Below are 15704 nucleotides of genomic sequence, written 5' to 3' on the forward strand. Positions count from 1 at the left end.
CGCCTGGGCCGTGATCCTCGGCGCGGCGGCGACCGCCGAGGCGGCGGCCGGGGCAGGCGGCGGGGAGTCGTAGAGGCTGGCGGGCGCGGGCGCCGGCGCGGCCTCAACGTCTCCCAGGCTGTAGGCGCGCGGATCGGCCGCGCGCGGTGCAGGGGCGCTCGGCTGAGGCGCCGCCGCGGCCGGCGGCTCCACCTTGCTCGCCCAGGTCAGCATCCGCCCGCCATAGGCCGGGGCGGCCGCGGCCAGGCGCACGTCGGCGCGCGGCGGGCCGTAGCGGTCCAGCGCCGGCTGGGCCGATGCGGCCTGGGAGGCCCCGGCGAGCACCAGCGTCGAGACGAAGGCGAGCTTCACATACATGCGGCGACGGTTACACCGCCGCGCTTAATCGCCGGCTAACGGCCGCGCCACCACTTCAGGCCGGCCTTTTCAAGGCGGTCGAAAGCCGCATGCAGGGCCGCGCCGAGGAGCCCCAGAACGACCAGGGCGGCGAACATGCGGGCGGTCTGCAGGCGGTTGCCGGCCTCGAGGATCTTCCAGGCCAGGCCCTGGGCTCCGCCGGAGCCGGCGACGAACTCGGCCACCACCGCGCCGATCACGGCCAGGCCCCCGGCCACCTTGTGGCCTTCCAGCAGGAACGGCACGGCCGAGGGCAAGCGCAGCCGGAGCAGCCGCTGCGCGCGACCTGCGCCGTAGAGGTCGAACAGGCGCTCCAGGTCAGGGTCGGCCGACTTCAGGCCGGTGAGCGCGCCCGAAAAGATCGGGAAGAAGGCCACCACCGCGGCGAGACCGACGATGGCGCGTTCGGGATGGTCGATGCCGGCCCAGATCACCACCAGCGGCGCGATGGCCACCACCGGGGTCACCTGCAGCACCACGGCCAGGGGGCGCACGGCCCGCTCCGCGGTCGGGCTGAGGGCCACGCCGAGAGCCAGCGCCTGGGCGAGCACGCTGGCGACCAGCAGGGCCGACAGCGCCATGGCCAGGGTGTTCCACGCCGATCCAAGCAGGTCCGGCGCGTCCGCCGCCAGGGCGACGGCGACGGCGGACGGCGGCGGCAGGAAATAGGCCGGCACCTCGCCCAGCCGGCAGGCCGCCTCCCAGGCGCCGAGCAGCAGCGCGATCAGGGCCAGCGGCGCGAAGACGGCGACCAGGCGGCTCATGCGGCGGGCTCCATGGCCGCCTCGAGCGCATTGGAGACAGCCTCCACCGCCCGCCGGAACGGCTCGCTCGCGCGAAAGCCGTGGGGCCTGGGCAGGGGGCCTTCGACGGCGAACTCGCCGGCGATGCGGCCCGGTCCGCGGCTCATGACCACCACGCGCGAGGCCATGTAGACCGCTTCCTCGACATTGTGGGTGACGAAGACGATCGCCGGACGGCTCTCGCTCCACAGCGCCAGCACGTCGTCGGCCAGGGCGCGGCGGGTGATCTCGTCCAGCGCGGCGAACGGTTCGTCCAGGAGCAGCAGGCGCGGCTGGGTCACCAGGGCGCGGGCGAGGGAGACCCGCATGGCCATGCCGCCCGAGAGCTGGGCGGGGCGCGCCGCCTCGTGGCCCGCCAGGCCCACCCGTGCGAGCGCCTCGGCGGCCTGGGCCCGAGCCTCGGCCTTGCCGGTCCCGGCGAGCTCCAGCGGCAGGGCGGCGTTGGCCTGCGCCGACATCCACGGCGCCAGCGTCGGCGCCTGGAAGACCACCGAGGTCTCCCCCCGGCCGGGCGTGCGCCGCACCCGGCCGCGGCTGGGGCCTTCGAGCCCGGCGAGCAGGCGCAGGGCGGTGGACTTGCCGCAGCCGGAAGGCCCGACCAGGGAGACGATCTCGCCGGCCGCCAGGGCGAGGCTGACCGGCCCCAGGGCGCGGCCCCGCCCCGGATAGTCGACCTCGACGTCCTCCAGGGCGGCGATGCTCACTGGGCGGCCTGGTCCACGAACGACAGGGTGTAGGCGCTCTTGGGGTCGAGCGTGGCGGGATAGACCCCGTTCTGCTTGGCCATGTCCGCGAACTCTGTCCAGCGCGCCTCGGTCATGACGCCGATCCCGCGGGTGGCGGCGTCCCCGCCCTGGACGATGCCGTAGGTCTTCAGCTTTTCCCGCGCCTGGTCCAGCACGTCTTGGGTCATCTCGGGGTTGTCCTTGAGGATCAACCGGTTCGCCGGCGCAGGATCGCCCTCCAGATAGGACTTCCAGCCCGCCGCGGTCGCCTCGACGAAGGCCTTCACGGCGGCGGGGTTCTTGGCGATCAGGCTGTCGGGCGCCAGGACCATGGTGGCGTATCCCGGGTAGCCGTTGTCGGCGAGCAGGAAGACCTTGGGCTTCAGGCCGGCCTCCTTCTCGATCGTGTAGGGCTCGGAGGTGACATAGCCCTGCTGGGCCACCCGCTTGTCGGCCAGGAACGGCGCGGAGTTGAAGGTGTACTTGCGCACCTGGTCGTCGGTGAAGCCATACTTGGCCTTCAGCCACACCCAGAAGGCTGTGACCGAGGCGTCCGACAGCAGGATCGGATGGCCCTTAAGGTCGGCCAGGGTCTCGACGCCCTGGTCGGGGTGGGCGATCAGCACCTGCGGATCCTTCTGGAAGATGGCCGCCACGGCCTTCACCGGCACCCCCTCCTGGGCGAGGTTCAGCACGATGAAGCTGTTGGAGCCCATCCCCATCTCGACTGCGCCGGACGCGAGCAGCTGAGGCACGTTCACCCCGGGCCCGCCCTGGACGATCTGAACGTCCAGGCCCCGCTTGGCGTACTCGCCGGTGGCCAGCGCCTGATAGAACCCGCCGTGCTCGGCCTGCGCCCGCCAGTCGGTGGCGAAGCGGATCGTCGTGCGGCCGTCGGCCGGCGCGGCGTCCTTCCTGGCCGGCGAACAGGCGCAGAGGAGGGCGGCGAGGGCGATCGCGAGGGGACGTAGGACTTTCATGCGGACTCCCGGACTCGAAGGCGGAAACCTAGAGCGCGGCCGTCAAAAGTGGAGTCCGGTTTTTCGTCGGCGGGAGCGCCGCGCCGGCTCAGGCGGCCCGCAGGGCGCCTTCCCTGTCGCGCCCGGCCCAGCGCGAGAGCATGGCGTGCAGGTCCTCGATCCTGATCGGTTTGGCCGCCACGTCGACCATGCCGGCCCGGCGGCACCGCTCGGCGGTCTCGGGCATCACGTCGGCGGACAGGGCGATGATCGGCGTGCGCGCCGCCTCTCCGCCCAGAGCCAGGATGCGCCGTGAGGCCTCCCAGCCGTCCATGTGCGGCATGTGCAGGTCCATCAGGATGGCGTCGTAGACGTCCAGTTGCGCGGCGGCGATCGCCTCCTCGCCGTTCTCGGCCACGGTGGTCCGGCAGCCCAGGATGTCGAGCAGGGTCGCGCCCAGTTCGCGGTTCATCGGATGGTCGTCCACCAGCAGCACGCGGATTTCGCCGTGCGCCTGGGCTTCGGCGGCCGCGGTCGGCGCGTCGTCCGCCACCGCCGTGGGCGCCGGAATCTCGAACCAGAACTGCGACCCGGCGCCGGGCGTGCTGGTCACGCCGATCCGCCCGCCCATCCGCTCGGTCAGCCCCTTGCAGATGGCCAGGCCCAGGCCCGTGCCGCCATAGGCGCGGCTCACGGAGCTGTCGGCCTGGGAGAAGCGCTTGAACAGACGGTCGAGCTTGTCGGCCGCCACCCCGACGCCGGTGTCGATGATGCTGAACCGCAGGCGCCGCCCGGCGCCGTCGCCCTCCACCTCCAGGCGCAGCTTCACCGCGCCAGCGTCGGTGAACTTGACGGCGTTGCTGAGTAGGTTGAGCAGGATCTGGCGCACGCGCAGATCGTCGATCAGCACCGGCCGTCCGGCGTCGCCCTCGATCTCCACGGACACGTCCAGGCCCTTGGCGCGGGCGGCGTCGGCGACAATGGCCATGGCCCCGTCGGCTACCTCCCGCGGCGCGCAGGCCCGCGGCAGGAGCTCGATTTCCCCGGCCTCCATCTTGGAGAAGTCGAGGATGTCGTTGACCACCGCCAGCAGCGAGGCGCCGGCTTGGTCGATCAGGCCAAGCTGGCGGCGGGCGTCGGCGGAGAGGTCCTCCCGGCGCAGCAGCACCTCGGTGAAGCCGAGGATGCTGTTCATCGGCGTGCGGATCTCGTGGCTCATCGTCGCCAGGAACTCGGCCTTGGCCTGGCCGGCCTTCAGCGCCCGGGCCTGGGAGCGGCGGGCCAGGTTGCTGCGGTTGGTCCACAGCCGCTTGAGCCGCGCCTGGTCGCTGACCGCCATCGCCGTCGCCAGGGAGGTCAGGAAGATGGTGGAGATCAGCAGCTGCCCCGCATGCATGCGCTCGGTCATCGTCCAGCCCGGATTGACCCCGTCGCCGAAGGGCGCGAGGGCGACGAAACCGACGGTGATGGCCGTCAGCAGCAGCATCGCGAAGCCGGTGCCGCGGGGCCCGACCCTGAAGGCCGCCAGCAGCGAGGCCGGGAACAGCAGGAAATGCAGGGGCAGACCGCGGAAGGCGAAGGCGGCGACGGTCGCCGCGGCCAGGGCGGCGTAGATCGCGACACGCTCCCAGACCGGGCGCCGGAAGTCCCGCGGCGTGATCCGCGCGAGCAGGAGCGCGGGCAGCACGAGGGCCATGCCGAGACCGTCGGACACGAACCAGGCGGTGAAGGTCAGCATCGGCGGGCGCTCGAGGATCACGGCCTCGACGGCCGCCGCGGCCGCCGCCGACACCGCCGCCGCCGGCGCCACCGCCAGGCCCAGCAGCCGCGCCACCCGGTTGAAATTGGTCAGGCGCACCGTGCGCCCGCAGGCCAGGCGCGCGAGGTGGGCGACCAGCAACGTCTCCATCACGTTGACTGCGGACAGGGACAGGTTCGCCGGCCAGCTGTCGTGGCGCAGGACGCCCAGGCCGATCTGGCCTGCAAAGCAGACGGCCACCACCCCAAGCCCCCAGGCCCGGGGCAGCATCAGCAGGGCGGCCGCCATGAAACCGTTGGCCACCCAGATCGGCGCAGCGCCGTCGGTCTCGGAGATCAGGGCGAGCCCGATCTGGGCGCCGATCATCGAGGCCACGGCGAGGCCTGCGGCCAACGCCAGGCGCCGGTTGAAGGTTGTGGTCGCGAAAGCCGCCATGAGCGCTCCAAGGAACACCGTGGCTTTAGAGCGCTCTCTGCGAGATTTTCGTTAATTCAGCGGCGTTTCGTCCCGACCGCCTTGGCCGGCTGCGCAAATAGCAAGAGGGCGGCGCTTCGGTCGCCCGGAGCGTCGCCCTCTCATCCAGATCCGTTGGGGGATCTGCGCCGGAAAGGTCGAGCCTGACTTCGATCGCGGGTGTCCCCGCAGGTTTCCGTCACTGCCCGGTGTCCATCAGAGGCAGGTCCCTGGGTCGCCCCAGCTTCCATCTCCTTTGAACCGCCTGCGGCGCTTGCGTTCCGGTCGCCCGGTTCGCCGTCGCCGCAGTTCCTCTCGGCCACTTGACGTTGCGCCCGAACCCTCTATGAAGCAAGCGCCAGAGTCGCCATCAGTGTGGGCGACGGTCGCGTCCACGGTGGACAGTCTGTGGATTGTCTGGGGGCGGACGGGTTTTTCCCGTTTCGATTCAATCGCCAAGGTTATCCACAGGAAACCCTTCGCCCGCCTGCGGGCGGCGAATCACGGGTCAGCGGCCGGCTTCCAGCGCCTCGCGCCGCTCCTCGAGCTCCAGCCATTCCTCTTCGCTGTCGGCCAGTTGCGAGCGCGCGGCCGCCAGGGCCTGGCCCAGCCGGTCGAACGCGGCGGGGTCGCGGCCGTACAGGGTCGGATCGGCGAGGTCGGCTTCGAGCCTGGCGATCTTCTCGGGCAGGTCGGCGATCAGTCCCTCGAGCTCGCTCAGCCGCCGCTGGTCCTTGTACGACAGCTTGGAGGGCCTGGCCGCGGGCGCGGGACGCTCCGCGCGTGGGCGGGCCGCGGACGTTGCGGCGGCCGGGCGCAGGAAGCCGGGGTTCTGGGACAGGAAGTCCTGCCACCCCCCGGGTGTCTCCACCACCTCGCCGCGGCCGTTGAGCGCGATGGTCGAGGTCGCCAGCCGGTCGACGAAGTCGCGGTCGTGGCTGACCAGGATCAAGGTGCCTTCGTAGTCGGCCAGCAGGTCCTCGAGCAGGTCGAGGGTGTCCATGTCCAGGTCGTTGGTCGGCTCGTCCAGGACCATCAGGTTGGCCGGCGTGGCCAGGGCCCGCGCCAGCAGCAGGCGGTTGCGCTCGCCCCCCGACAGGCTGCGCACCGGCTGCCTGACCTGGGCCTCGGTGAACAGGAACTCCTTGGCGTAGGCGGCCACGTGCTTGGGCTGGCCGCGGACCACCACCTGGTCGCCGCCGAGCGGGGTGAGCACGTCCTTCAGCGTCATGTCCGGCTTCAGGTCGGCGCGGGCCTGGTCGATGTAGGCGATCTCCAGATTGACCCCCAGCTTGACCTCGCCGGCGTCGGGCTCCAGCTCGCCCAGCAGCAGCTTCACCAGGGTGGTCTTGCCCGCCCCGTTGGGCCCGACGATCGCCACCCGGTCGCCTCGCAGGATCCGCGTGGAGAAGTCCTTGACGATCACCCGGTCGCCGAAGGCCTTGGTCAGGCCCTTCACCTCGGCCACCCTCTGGCCGGACAGGCCGGAAGAGGCGAGCCCCATGCTCAGCGAGCCGCGCGCCTCGCGCAGCCGCTCGGCCTTGGCGGCGCGCATGTCCAGAAGCCGGCGGCGGCGGCCCTCGTTGCGCGCCCGCCGGGCGGTGACGCCACGAGCCATCCAGTGCTGCTCGCGCTCGATCGCCTTGTCGAGGCGGCGGGCCTCCTCGGCCTCCGAAGCCATGATCCGCTCGGCCCAGTCGTCGAAGGCGGCGAACCCCCTGTCCAGCCGCCGCACGCGGCGGTGCTCCAGCCAGAACGAGCGGTCGGTCACCCGCTCCAGGAAGGCGCGGTCGTGGCTGACGATCAGCATCGCCGCGCCGCTGGCGGCGATCTGGGCCTCAAGGGTCTCGATCGCCAGGATGTCCAGGTGGTTGGTGGGCTCGTCCAGCAGCAGCACGTCCGGCGCGTCGGCGAAAGCGCGGGCCAGGGCCGCGCGCCGGATCTCCCCGCCCGAAAGACCCGTGGTCGCCTTCGCCGGGTCCATGCCGAAGGCCTGCAGCGCCGCCTCCGCCTCGTGCGCGGCCGCGCCGCCGGCGGTGGCGTAGTCGAGCAGGCTTGCGCCCTCGATCTGCGGCTCCTGGCGCACGAAGGCGATCCGCGCGCCCGGCGTGACGGTGCGTTCTCCGGCGTCGGCCTCGATCTCGCCGGCCAGCACGCGCAGCAGGGTCGACTTGCCGGCGCCGTTGCGGCCGACGAGGCAGGCGCGGCTGCGCGGCTCCAGCCCAAGGTCGACGCCGTCGAACAGCATCACGGGGCCGTCCGCCAGGCGGACGTCCTTAAGGGCGAGGATGGGGGGTCTCATGCGGCGAGGGACATAGCGGGGCGTACGATCCGTTCAAGGCTTTCCGGCCGTCCGGTCACGACGGCGGCGTCTCTGGGCCCTCCCCCAGGCTCTCCGCCGGCTCCTCCGCCTCCGCCTGGGCGGCGAGGCGGCCGAACTCGGAGGCCAGCACCCCATAGAAGCCGTTGCGGGCGTCCGGCGCGGCCGCGGCGGCCTCGGCCGGCGGGGCGATCCAGTCGAAGTCGCGGATCGGCAGGTCCTTGTGAGCGGCGATCATGAACCGCCGCCAAATCTCCGCCGGCAGGTCGCCGCCGGTCACGCGGTCCATCGGCCGGTCGTCGTCGGCGCCGACCCAGACCGCGGCCACATAGTCGGGGGTGAAGCCGACGAACCAGGCGTCGCGCCAGTTCTGGCTGGTGCCGGTCTTGCCCGCCGCGGGACGGCCGAAGGCGGCGCGTACGCCGGTGCCGGACGTCACGACCTTCTTCATCATCGAGACCATCTGCGCCGCGCGCGCCCGATCGTAGGCCGGCGCGGGGGCGGTCGGCGGGCGGACATGGACGGCGCGCCCGTCCATGGTGCGGATCTCCTCGACGATCCAGGGCGCGATCCGTCCTCCGCCCGCCTGGAACACCTGGAACCCGCCGGCCATCTCCAGCGGGCTGACCTCATAGGCGCCCAGCGCCGCCGACAGGTCCGGACGCGGCGGCAGGCCCGTGAAGCCGAAGCGCCGGGCAAGGGCGCCGACGGCCTCGGGTCCGGCTTCCCGCGCCAGCTTCACCGCCACGGTGTTGATCGAGCGGGCCAGGGCGGTCTCCACCGTCACCGGACCGGCATAGCCGCCGCCGTAGTTGCGGGGCGTCCAGGCGCCGATGCGCACGGGGCCGTCCACACGCACATCCGTCGGGCGCACGCCCTTCTCCAGGGCGGCGGCGTAGATGAAGGGCTTGAAGGCCGATCCGGGCTGGCGGCGCGCCTGCACCGCGCGGTTGAACGGGGTTTCCTCGTAGTCGGTCCCCCCGACCATGGCCCGAACGCCGCCGTCGGGGCCCAGCGCCACCAGCGCGGCCTGGTCGGCGCCGGCGGCGCGGCCGTCCTCCTCCAGCATTCGGCGCACGAGCTGGGCGGCTTGCCGCTGCAGCGCCGGGTCCAGCGACAGGCGCACCTGCAGGTCCGGTGCGTCGGGTCCGGCCAGGCGCACGGCCTCGGCGGTGGCGTAGTCGAGGGCGTAGCCGAAGTCGGCGACATCCTGGCGAGCCTCGGGCGATAGGCGGGGCGGGGCGGCCAGGGCCGCGGCCTCCTGGGCGGGCGTGATCCAGCCGTCGCGCCGCATCTCGCCCAGCACCCAGCGCGAGCGATCCAGGGCGGCGGCCATGTTGTGCGTCGGCGCCAGCCGGGAGGGCGCCTTGGGCAAGGCCGCCAGAAGCGCCGCCTCGCCTAGCGTCAGGGACGCGGCCGGCTTGCCGAAATAAGCTCGCGCCGCGCCGTCGATACCGTAGGTGTTCGCCCCGAAGTAGATCCGGTTCAGATAGAGCTCGAGCACCCCGTCCTTGCCCAGCCGGCCCTCCAGGCGCGCGGCGAGGACGGCCTCCTGCAGCTTGCGCTTGAGGGTCTGTTCGGGCGTCAGGAACAGGCCTTTGGCCAGTTGCTGGGCCAGCGTCGAGCCGCCTTGCACGACCTCGCCCGCCCGCCAGTTGGCCATGGCCGCGCGGACGATCGCCCTCAGCTCCACCGGCCCGTGCTGATAGAAGCGCCGGTCCTCCGCGGCCAGGAAGGCGAGGGGCACGTGCTCGGGCAGGTCCGCCAGCCTCACACGCTCGCCGTAGCGCGGCCCGCGGGCGGCGATCACCTGGCCGGCCCGGTCGAGGAAGCGGATCGCCGGCGCCCGATTGGCCGCGAAGAGCGCCTCTTGCGCCGGCAGGGGCGGGACGTCCCGCAGGTAGGCCAGCCAGATCGCCAGGGCGAAGCCGAGCGCCGTCACCCCACCCGCCGCCGCCGCCGCGCCAACCGCCGCCGTCAGCCGCACGCGGACCCGGCGCCGCGGCTGCGACGGCCCCGCCCCGGCGAGGGGGCGCGGCTTGGCCCGGCCGAATGGGCGGGGGGGCGGACGATGAGGCGGCGAGGGATCAGTCAAGGGATCGACGTTGGCGGCGCGGCCCGATTGGGTTTAGGACGCTGGCCCCATGGCGACGAGACCTTTCTGGGAGACCAAGCGCCTCGAGCAGATGACCGTGCGCGAGTGGGAGAGCCTATGCGACGGCTGCGGGCTCTGCTGCCTGGTTCGCTTCGAGGACGAGGAGAGCGGCGAGGTCATCCCCACGCGGGTGCACTGCCGGCTGTTCGATTCGGCCACCTGCCGCTGCAGCGACTACGCCAACCGCAAGCAGCACGTGCCCGACTGCATCAAGCTGACGCCGCACAATATCGACGCCCTGGAATGGATGCCCAGGAGCTGCGCCTATCGCCGGCTGCACGAGGGCCGGCCGCTGCCGTCCTGGCATCCGCTGATCACGGGCGATCCGGAAAGCGTGCACGCAGCCGGGGTTTCGATCCGCGGACAGACCTTCTCGGAGGCGGAGCTGGAGGATCCGGAGGACGCGATCGACTACACCGCCTGGGACCTCATGGAGGACAAGGGCGACCTCTAGGCGGGCCCGCGCGATCGTGTGGTAATTATGTCACACGCGGCCTTGCGTGACTCACCGGACACTCCAATCTAGAGGGCGTAGGGTGACACAGGCTGGAGAGGCGATTTCCCTTGGCGAACGACCCGTATCAGGAGCTGGGCGTTTCCCGCAGCGCGAGCGCGGACGAGATCCGCAAGGCGTTCCGCAAGCTGGCCAAGGCCCACCACCCCGACACCAACCCCGGGAACAAGGCGTCCGAAGAGCGCTTCAAGCGCGTCAGCGCCGCCTTCGACATCCTGGGCGATCCTGAAAAGAAGAAGAAGTTCGACGCCGGCGAGATCGACGCGGACGGCCGCGAGACGTTCCGTGGGCATCCGGGCGGCCCGTTCGGCGGCGGCTTCCAAGGCGGGCCGCGGGGCGGCTTCTCCTCGGCCGAGTTCGAAGGCGTCGATTTTTCGGACATCCTCAGCGAGATGCTCGGCCGCGGGCGCGGCGGTCCCCGCGGTTTCGACAGCGGCCCCTTCCAGAGCCGCGGATCGGACGTGCGCGCCCGCCTGGAGATCGATCTGGAGGAGGCCATCCAGGGCGCGCGCAAGCGCATCGCCTTCTCCGACGGCCGCACGATCGACGTGACCATCCCCAAGGGCGCGTCCGACGGCCAGACCCTGCGGCTGAAGGGGCAGGGGGCCCCGGGCCGCGCCGGTCCCGGCGACGCCCTCATCGAACTGTCGATCCGCCCGCATCCGATCTTCAAGCGCGACGGCGAGGCGCTGGTCATGGATCTGCCGGTCTCGGTGCCCGACGCCGTGCTCGGCGGCAAGGTCGAGGCGCCGACCCCCGACGGCCCGGTGACCCTGACGGTCCCCAAGGGCTCCAACACCGGCTCGCGCCTTCGGCTGAAGGGCAAGGGGCTGGTCGACGCTAGGGGCGAGCGCGGCGACCTTTTCGCGCGGCTGGTGGTGACCTTGCCCGACACGCCGGACGCCGAGCTCGAGGCCTTCGCCGAGGCCTGGCGCAAGGAACGGCCCTACACGCCGCGCCGCCGGCCGTGATAGAGGCGGTTGCGGCTTCCTGAGCCGAGTGTTCAGCCTGGGTTCAGTGACCGGGGGCTAAGTCTGGCGCCATGAAACGCCTGCTCGTCATCACTGCTCTGCTGGCCGCGCCCCTCGCCGCGGCGGCCCAGCCGTGGCCTGACGGTGGCCGCGCCGCCTATGGCGCGGACCGCAGCGACCAGGACCGCGCCCGCGACGCCGTGCGCTCGGGCCGCCAGGCGCCCCTGTCGCGGGTGCTGGCCATGATCGCCCAGCGCACGCCGGGCCGGCACCTGAACACCACCCAGGGCGACCAGGGCGGCCGCCCCGTCTACTTCGTCCAGTGGCAGATGACCGACGGGCGGGTCGTGATCTTCGTCGTCGACGCCGAAAGCGGCCAGATCATCGGCCGCCAGGGCGGCTAGGAGCCAGACGCATGCGCATTCTACTCGTGGAAGACGATCCGGACCTGTCGCGCCAGCTGAAGATCGCGCTGGGCGACGCCGGCTACGCCGTCGACCACGCCCCCGACGGCGAGGAGGCCCAGTTCCTCGGCGAGACCGAGCCCTACGACGCGGTGATCCTGGACCTCGGCCTGCCCAAGGTCGACGGCGTCTCGGTGCTGGAGCGCTGGCGGCGGGGCAATGTGACCACGCCGGTGCTGATCCTGACGGCCCGCGGCGCCTGGAGCGAGAAGGTCGCCGGCTTCGACGCCGGCGCCGACGACTACCTGACCAAGCCGTTCCATACCGAGGAGCTGCTCGCCCGGCTCCGCGCGCTGCTGCGCCGCTCGGCGGGCCACGCCGCGCCCAGCCTGACCTGCGGCGGCCTGCGCCTGGATCCCCGCGCGGCCAGGGCCACCGTCAACGGCGAGCCCCTGCGGCTCACCTCCCTGGAATACCGGCTGCTGCACTATCTGATGATGCACCAGGGCCGGGTGATCAGCCGCACCGAGCTGATCGAGCACCTTTACGACCAGGACTTCGACCGCGACTCCAACACCATCGAGGTCTTCATCGGGCGGGTGCGCAAGAAGATCGGCGCCGATCGGATCGAGACCGCCCGCGGCCTCGGCTATCGCCTGACCTGCCCCATGGAGGAACTGGACGGCGGGGCCGCCGGCCGGTGAGGCCGGTTCCGTGAAGCTCGAGGTCCTGCGCCGGCCCTCCCTGGTCCGCCGGCTGGTGATCCTGGCCGCCGGCTGGAGCCTGGCCGTCCTGCTGGTGACGGCGATCGTCCTGGCCATGCTGTTCCAGCAGGCGGCCCTGCGCCGGTTCGACCAGGGGCTGAGCGAGCTGATCGACAACCTGCTCGCCGGCGCCACCATCGGCGAGAACCAGGAGGTGATCGCCCCTGCGCTCACCGATCTGCGGGCGCTGCGCGCCTATTCGGGCAAGTACTGGCAACTGGCCGAGCCCGCGTCCGGCGGCGCGGTGCGCGTGCTGGTCCGCTCGCGCTCGCTCTGGGACAGCGAGCTGAAGGCCCCGGCCGACATCGTCGCCGAAGTGGCCGCCACCCCCGGCAGGCCGGTGGTCTACGACACCCGCGGGCCGCTCAACGAGCCGTTGCGGGCCATGGCCTCCCAGGCCCGGCTGCCGGGGCGCGAGGCCCCGGTGATCTTCATGGCCGCCGAGGACCGCAGCCCGGTGGACCGCGACGTGCGCGGCTTCATCGCCGCCACGGCGCTCGCCTTCGCCCTGTTGGCCGCCGGCATGATCGCCGCCGTGGTCGTGCAGGTGCGGGTGGGCCTTGCGCCGCTGTTCGACCTGCGCCGGGAGGTCGCCTCGGTCCGGCGGGGCAAGGCCGAGCGGCTGGTCCGGACCTATCCCACCGAACTCGCCCCCCTGGCCGACGAGCTCAACGCCCTGGTCGCGCACAATCAGGAGGTGGTCGAGCGCCAGCGCACCCACGTGGGCAATCTCGCCCACGCCCTGAAGACGCCGCTGTCGGTGATGTCCACCGAGGCCGAGCAGCAGCCTGGCCCCCTGGCCGAGGTGGTCGCCCGGCAGGCCGAAGCCATGCGCCGCCAGGTCGATCATCACCTGCGCCGCGCGCGGGCCGCGGCGCGCACCCAGGGCCAGGGCGAGCGCACCAGCGTGGCCGAGGTGCTGGATGAACTGGCCCGCACCCTCGAGCGGATCTTCCAGGACAAGGGCGTCACCGTGGACTGGGACGCCGACGAGGAGCTCTTCTTCCTGGGCGAGCGGCAGGACCTGCTGGAGATCGCCGGCAACGCCATGGACAACGCCTGCAAGTGGTGCCGGGGCCGGGTGCGGGTGCGCGCCCGCCCGCTCTCGCCCACGCGCTTCTCCCTCGTCATCGAGGATGACGGCGAGGGCCTGCCTGCGGAACGGCGTGAGGAGGTGCTTCAGCGCGGCGCCCGGCTCGACGAAGCCGCCCCCGGCTCGGGCCTCGGCCTCAACATCGTCGACGAGCTGGCCCGCGCCTACGGAGGCGCCCTGCGCCTGGGGGACGCCCCCCTGGGCGGCCTCGCCGTGGAACTGGAGCTGCCGCGGGCCGAGGCGTGATTCCACGAGCGAAGGTCGTGGTTTGTCAAACCTTAACCCACCTGGGCGAGTGTCGGCTCTTGGCGCGGGCGACCGCGCATGGATGACGACATGGCCGGCCTGCCCGAGCAGAAAATCGCGATCGTGAGACACCTCGTCGAGTCCGCTCCGGACGGCGTTGTCGGCAGCCTGCAGGCCGCCCTCATGAACGTCGGCGCCGACCCGGCCCTGTCGAGCGTGCGCCGCCTGGTCGAGGTCGAGGCCGCGGACCGGCGTCTTCGCAACACGGTCCTTGGTCCCATTGCGCCGCTCTGCGTCGGCGACGGCCGGGATCCGGAACGCCTGCGGTTCCCTGCGCCGGTGCTGGGGCTGATCTGGCGCGGCCTGAAGAGCGTCTGCCCCCACGAGGTGGAATACGCCGCCGCGGTGCTGATCGACTTCCGCGCCGACGAGTCCTCCCCAGAACCCTTCGACGACCTGGTCCGCCGCGCCCTGGCCGGACTTCGCCGGCGGGAGACCTCCGAGTTCGCCCGGGCCGTCGAACTCGCCGACCAGGCGCGGGCCAACGGCGCGGCCGAGCTCTGCGCCTGCCTGGAACTGGCCGCCATCGTGCGCGAGGCCACCCTTCGCCTGCCCGAATGGATCGGCCGCATCTCAGAGGAGAAGGCCGCGGTCGCCCGCCTGGCCTACAAGGACGCCGTCACCGTCTCCGAGGACGCCGGGCCGCGCTTTTTCGAGATGCTGGCGGGACAGCTCGCCGATCCGTGGATGATCCTTCGCATCATTTCGGTGGTGATGGACCGGCCGCCGGAATCCTACCTCGCCAGTTCCGAGCTCGCGATCTTCGCCGAGCGGGTCCTGAAGGCGGTGGACGAGGCCCTGGCCGAAGTCGGCCGCCTCAATCCCGAGGGCGGCGCCGATCACGGCCGCGCGGTCGGCAAGGTCGTCGAGCTGATCACCATGCAGATCGGCCAGATCGACGAGTCCATCGAACTGGCGCGCGACAGCGGCTGGGGCAAGCGTGTGGCCCAGCAGAAGAAGACCCTGGCCGCCGTCGTCGAGCGCCGCCTGCGCGAGGCCGAGCGGGCCCTGGTCGCCGCCCTTCCGCGCCATCCCATGCGCGTGGCCCGGGTGATGAAGGACATGCCGCGCCTCACCGAGGCGCCGGACCCGCAGGCCGTGACCCGGGCCATGACCCTGCTGCACTTCGCCGACGAGCTGCGCAACAGCGCCAACTACGGCGGCTTCGCCTCGATGCGGGCCAAGCTCCTGGAAAGCCTCGGGGAAGTGCTGGACGTCTACGTCGAGGAGGTGCTCGACTTGATGCGGCACGGCGAGGTTGAGGATCCGGCGATCGGCCAGACCTTCCTGAATCTGGCGGCGACCTTCAGCGGTCTGGTGCGCGACCGCCGCGCCGCCGAGATTGTCCGCCGCCGCGCGGCGGCGCTCAACGCCGCGGCCTGAGGCTCAGGCCTCCAGGAGTTCAGACGCGCCGTTGCGCAGGCCGGCGACGAACTGGCGAACGCTGGAGAAGTTGGCGGCCACCAGCCGGTCCACCTCCGGCCGCCGCATCACCTCCGAGGGCGTGATGACGCCGCGGGCGCCGACCTTGTTCACATAGCCGAGCTCGACCAGACGGTTCACGTGCCGGCGGGTGGTCTCGTAGGGCAGGCCCAGGAACTGGGCGAGGCCAAGCACGCTGACCGGCCGGCGCAGCTCGTCCGGGAAGACGCCGTCCACGGCGGACGGATTGAGCCGCAGGGGCTTGTTCAGGTGCTGCACGCTCGACTGGGCGATGGCCACGAAGATCAGGCCGGTCAGCAGGTTGCCCTCGAAGAGCTCCGAACAGGCCGTGGCGAGCCGTACGAAGAAGTCCAGGCCGAGCCGCATGACGTAGCGCTGCAGCGCGATGTCATGCTCGTCCTCGTTGGCCGCGATCGTGGCGTCCGGCAGACGCGCCACGCCGTTGCGCGTGTCCATGAGAGTCAGGCTCCCGCGTGGACGCGCGAGGCCGCAGCGGCAGTCGGGTTCGACTGGAGCACGATAGAATCCCCCAAAAAATCACGGGTATCCGGATAGCTCGGGTATGCTGAAGGGCATATGATCTAGGTCAGGCCGTCGGGGCCTGCGGCTACCCAAAGTGGGTCGGCAAGGGTGCGGCGC

13 protein-coding genes and 1 pseudogene are annotated in these 15704 nt (G+C 72.0%); 6 read left to right on the forward strand and 8 right to left on the reverse strand.

Annotated elements, in window-relative coordinates; translation table 11 throughout:
• The 7 genes and pseudogenes from ACK4YQ_RS06550 to ACK4YQ_RS06580 form a co-directional block, all read right to left on the reverse strand.
• Positions 1-357: pseudogene (locus ACK4YQ_RS06550) on the reverse strand (hypothetical protein); the annotation flags it as partial.
• Between the two features lie 35 nt (positions 358-392).
• Positions 393-1160 carry an ABC transporter permease gene (locus ACK4YQ_RS06555; RefSeq protein WP_409609554.1) on the reverse strand — a complete coding sequence of 256 codons (768 nt, stop codon included), beginning with the start codon at positions 1158-1160 and terminating at the stop codon, positions 393-395.
• Positions 1157-1903, reverse strand: coding sequence for an ABC transporter ATP-binding protein (locus ACK4YQ_RS06560; protein WP_409609556.1), 747 nt, complete (start codon positions 1901-1903; stop codon positions 1157-1159). The genes ACK4YQ_RS06555 and ACK4YQ_RS06560 overlap by 4 nt, the downstream gene beginning before the upstream one ends.
• The gene (locus tag ACK4YQ_RS06565) at positions 1900-2904 is read right to left on the reverse strand and encodes an ABC transporter substrate-binding protein (protein WP_409609558.1); all 1005 of its coding nucleotides are present in this window, start codon (positions 2902-2904) and stop codon (positions 1900-1902) included. Before ACK4YQ_RS06565 ends, ACK4YQ_RS06560 begins: the two co-directional genes overlap by 4 nt.
• A gap of 88 nt (positions 2905-2992) precedes the next feature.
• Positions 2993-5077 (reverse strand): ATP-binding protein, encoded by a 2085-nt coding sequence (locus ACK4YQ_RS06570; protein WP_409609560.1) that lies wholly within the window; start codon positions 5075-5077, stop codon positions 2993-2995.
• Between the two features lie 526 nt (positions 5078-5603).
• Positions 5604-7397, reverse strand: coding sequence for an ABC-F family ATP-binding cassette domain-containing protein (locus ACK4YQ_RS06575; RefSeq protein WP_409609562.1), 1794 nt, complete (start codon positions 7395-7397; stop codon positions 5604-5606).
• A gap of 55 nt (positions 7398-7452) precedes the next feature.
• Complete coding sequence (locus ACK4YQ_RS06580) at positions 7453-9510, reverse strand: transglycosylase domain-containing protein (protein ID WP_409609564.1); 2058 nt, start codon at positions 9508-9510, stop codon at positions 7453-7455.
• Between the two features lie 49 nt (positions 9511-9559).
• Here ACK4YQ_RS06580 and ACK4YQ_RS06585 point away from each other — a divergent pair, with 49 nt between their 5' ends.
• The 6 genes from ACK4YQ_RS06585 to ACK4YQ_RS06610 all read left to right on the forward strand — a co-directional run bounded on the left by ACK4YQ_RS06585 (position 9560) and on the right by ACK4YQ_RS06610 (position 15005).
• On the forward strand, positions 9560-10024 hold the full coding sequence (locus ACK4YQ_RS06585) for a YcgN family cysteine cluster protein (protein WP_409609566.1): 465 nt from the start codon (positions 9560-9562) through the stop codon (positions 10022-10024).
• A 110-nt stretch (positions 10025-10134) separates the two neighbouring features.
• A complete protein-coding gene (locus ACK4YQ_RS06590) occupies positions 10135-11055 on the forward strand; it encodes a DnaJ C-terminal domain-containing protein (RefSeq protein WP_409609568.1) in 921 nt (306 codons plus the stop codon).
• Between the two features lie 71 nt (positions 11056-11126).
• A complete protein-coding gene (locus ACK4YQ_RS06595) occupies positions 11127-11459 on the forward strand; it encodes a PepSY domain-containing protein (protein ID WP_409609570.1) in 333 nt (110 codons plus the stop codon).
• Between the two features lie 11 nt (positions 11460-11470).
• Positions 11471-12163 (forward strand): response regulator transcription factor, encoded by a 693-nt coding sequence (locus tag ACK4YQ_RS06600; RefSeq protein ID WP_409609572.1) that lies wholly within the window; start codon positions 11471-11473, stop codon positions 12161-12163.
• 10 nt (positions 12164-12173) lie between these two features.
• Positions 12174-13562 carry an ATP-binding protein gene (locus tag ACK4YQ_RS06605; RefSeq protein ID WP_409609574.1) on the forward strand — a complete coding sequence of 463 codons (1389 nt, stop codon included), beginning with the start codon at positions 12174-12176 and terminating at the stop codon, positions 13560-13562.
• 78 nt (positions 13563-13640) lie between these two features.
• Positions 13641-15005, forward strand: coding sequence for a hypothetical protein (locus ACK4YQ_RS06610; RefSeq protein ID WP_409609576.1), 1365 nt, complete (start codon positions 13641-13643; stop codon positions 15003-15005).
• A 3-nt stretch (positions 15006-15008) separates the two neighbouring features.
• Here the strand turns inward: ACK4YQ_RS06610 and ACK4YQ_RS06615 are convergent, their stop codons facing one another.
• Positions 15009-15521: a hypothetical protein gene (locus ACK4YQ_RS06615; protein ID WP_409609578.1), complete on the reverse strand. Its 513-nt coding sequence runs from the start codon at positions 15519-15521 to the stop codon at positions 15009-15011.
• Positions 15522-15704: the final 183 nt, after the last annotated feature.

Source organism: Phenylobacterium sp., assembly GCF_046291545.1.
Taxonomy (GTDB): Bacteria; Pseudomonadota; Alphaproteobacteria; order Caulobacterales; family Caulobacteraceae; genus Phenylobacterium.